The following is a 2,943-nucleotide window of genomic DNA, read 5'->3' on the forward strand; positions in this document are numbered from 1 at the left end:
CTGTTGGCGCTGGCGGCGCGGGCTAGGGATGCGATCGCCGTCCAAGTCACAATACCTGTAGTTGCGTTGTAACTTCCCCCCTCCGACACGCTGACTCCTGTTAAGCCCGGAACAATGGTGTCGGCGATCGCCACATTGGTTGCCGCACTCGGCCCACTGTTAGTGGCCGTAATTGTGTAAGTGACTGTCGATCCGGCGATCGCAGTAGCGGGCCCGGTTTTGACCGTCACTACATCGGCAATATTGTTCGTGATAGTGGTGGTGACTCTCGCCTCCGGGCTGCTGCCGCTGTTGTTGGCGGGTACGGGATCGATCGTGTTGCTGCTGCTGAATACACTGTTTGTAATAGGGCCGAGTGTAGTTGGGGCCGTAACGGTTACGGTGCGGGTCTCGCTGGCCCCAACAGGTAAATTCGGAATACGCCAGGAGACCAGTCTCGTTGTCGGGTTGAAAGTGCCACTGCCGTCGGCACTGCCAAATACTGCCCCTCGGGGCAGTTGGTCTTCAACCAGCACGTTTTCGGCCGGGTTCGGGCCATTATTTACTGTCGTAATTGTGTAAGTAATGCTGCTACCCGATGCCGCTGCAGCCGGGCCTTTTTTCGTTGTCGCAACATCTGCTGTAGTAGTCGGCACGTTTATAGTTTGGATCGACAAAGTGCGAATGTCGTGAATATTTGTTGCGTCTCCCGTTGAACCAGCAAAACCAAATTTGAATGTTGCCGGGATTTGCCCGTTTATTCCCTCTAAATTGCCAATGTCGATAATAGTCTCGCCCGGATCTGTAAACGAACCATTATTGTTGAGATCAAAGCTAACAGTAAGTTGACGGTTGGGCGTTGCAGAAGAAGTGGGAGGTTGCAAAATAACTTGAACTCTTCTTCTGGCTGGTTCGCGAGTGCTAGTAATGCTGTTGATTGGCGGACTTACGGGATTGGGAATATTATCTACTCCCCCCGGCACAAAGTTAGAAGTTAAAAACCGATATTGCGTAGCTTGGCTACCTCGAAGCGTTACCGAATCTGGTCTAGACCCGTCCGCAGTTCCGCCTATACGCCCTTCATTCTGAGTTGAAAAATTTCCGAATTCATCAAATCCAATTCCTAAATAACCTCCGAGTAAACCGGCCTGATTTTCGTTTATATTTTGGGCGTAGCCGAGAGAACCTCCATAGCCTCCAGCTTTTGTTGGCGTCACACTACCGTCAATTAAAAAGAAACTTATGCCGTCCCCTGTCAAATTATTGGATAAATTCGGACGTGCAGTGCCGTTGTAGGCAAATATATCGAAGACAATTTTAAGGCCACTGCTGGCTGGTACCGCACTGTTATAGATGGCAAAAGTAGATTGGTCAAAACTTCTTGAAGTTAATCTCAAAGCCCCGCTGCCGGGCGGGTCGATGTTCAAACCCGGAAAACTCTCCGTTCCGGTTCCTGCTGTTAAAGCTGGAAGGTCTGCCGTGCCGCTGACCCCAGATATCCAAGGCCCTATTAGACTTGCATCTTGAAAAGTTTCGTCAACTAAAGTAATGAGGACAGCGCTGTAAGTTTCCTGCGTTTTTGTTTCAAATGCTATTGCGGTTTTTACTCGTCCTGCTGTAACATTTAATTTCCAGTTTCCTCCTAACTTTGCACTGCCAATTAAATTGTTGGAAGCGGCTATATTTGCACCTGTTAGTTCTCTCAGCTTCCGCACGAAAGCCATCCCTGATTTTCCAGCCCCAACCCTACAGGCTAATAATAAAATATCGGCTTTTTCCGTGAAAGAATTTCCCCACTGCTGCAAATGCCGATCGTACTTTGGTAAGTTTTCATCATTCAGTACAGTTGACCCCAGTTGCACGGAAGCTTCATGACCGTGAGCAACTATCTGAAGGCTGGCAATTAAGCTACGTTTAGCTAGAATCTCGGTAATTTGTTCTACTCCGTCCAGAGTTGGATCGAGGACAATTATCTCTGTCCCCGGTTTAACTCCGCTGGCAAGATGCTGATAATTCTCTACCCTCGGATCGATGCAAACTAAATGTTTTTTATGTTGAGTAGTGACGCCGCGACTCGCTGTTGTTAAATAGGAAATATAAATCGCCCGCTCGCCGACTAACTGCCCCCCCATCAAAGAAGCTTTTATGCAATCGGTGTCGCGACGATCGCAACTTGATTTGTGAATTGGTGAAGAGTAGTTGCACCATAAATTTTTCATGAGTTACATAGCTCCTTGATTTGTTAATTATCAGTCTTCAGTGGTAGATATTATTGTTAAGGGCTCATAGGAAATTTCTCACTGCTAATTTCTCGACTTCGCATACCTAACAAGTTCTATTTACTTCGATTTTTTTTAAATCGACATCTTCCCCAAGTATCAGTTCGCTGTATTTACCTTATAAATTAGGCGTTTTTTAGCCAAGTCAGACGTGGCGCTAAATTATTTGCCTATAAGAAGAAACAGATACGATGTACGAAAATACGCCGACGGCAGCCAGATTTACTGCCTAAAAGTAGTTGACAATTGTTCGCTTTTGGAGTACATATGGTGTAGTTATTCTGACTTTTAGTAGGACGTGATTCCTGATAAAAAACCAATTTAATGGTAGTCAATCAGCCGAATCTCAGCTTATCTCTATTTCCATCAAAAAATGGTTATAAATTTTGTATCCATAAACTCCGTCCTCTGGCTTTTATCAGGAGTTAATAACTTACTAATAACCAATTTTATGCTCGTCGTTAATGCGAACAATCCAATAATTCACGAGCTTGATTTGTGTAATTTTTTAAATATTAAAATACCCGGTTTGTCAAACAAACCGAGTTGGTAAAATATCGGAAAAGTTCAGCGAATTTAAAGCGCTTTTATCTTAACGATAAAGAGTGAGAAAATCCAGAGAGGTAATAGTATTATCAGCCCCAAAAACCTGAGCCAAAACCTGACCAGTCGCCGCAACTTGTAG

1 protein-coding gene is annotated in these 2,943 nt (G+C 45.2%); it reads right to left on the minus strand.

Annotated features, from left to right (window positions below; all coding sequences use genetic code 11):
* A partial coding sequence (locus QUA16_RS35510) for a DUF4347 domain-containing protein (RefSeq protein WP_333109467.1) occupies window positions 1–2,198 on the minus strand: 2,198 nt, incomplete at its 3' end.
* Window positions 2,199–2,943 lie beyond the last annotated feature (745 nt).

Origin of the sequence: Microcoleus sp. S13_C3 (assembly GCF_036700905.1) — a bacterium.
GTDB lineage: Bacteria > Cyanobacteriota > Cyanobacteriia > Cyanobacteriales > Microcoleaceae > Microcoleus.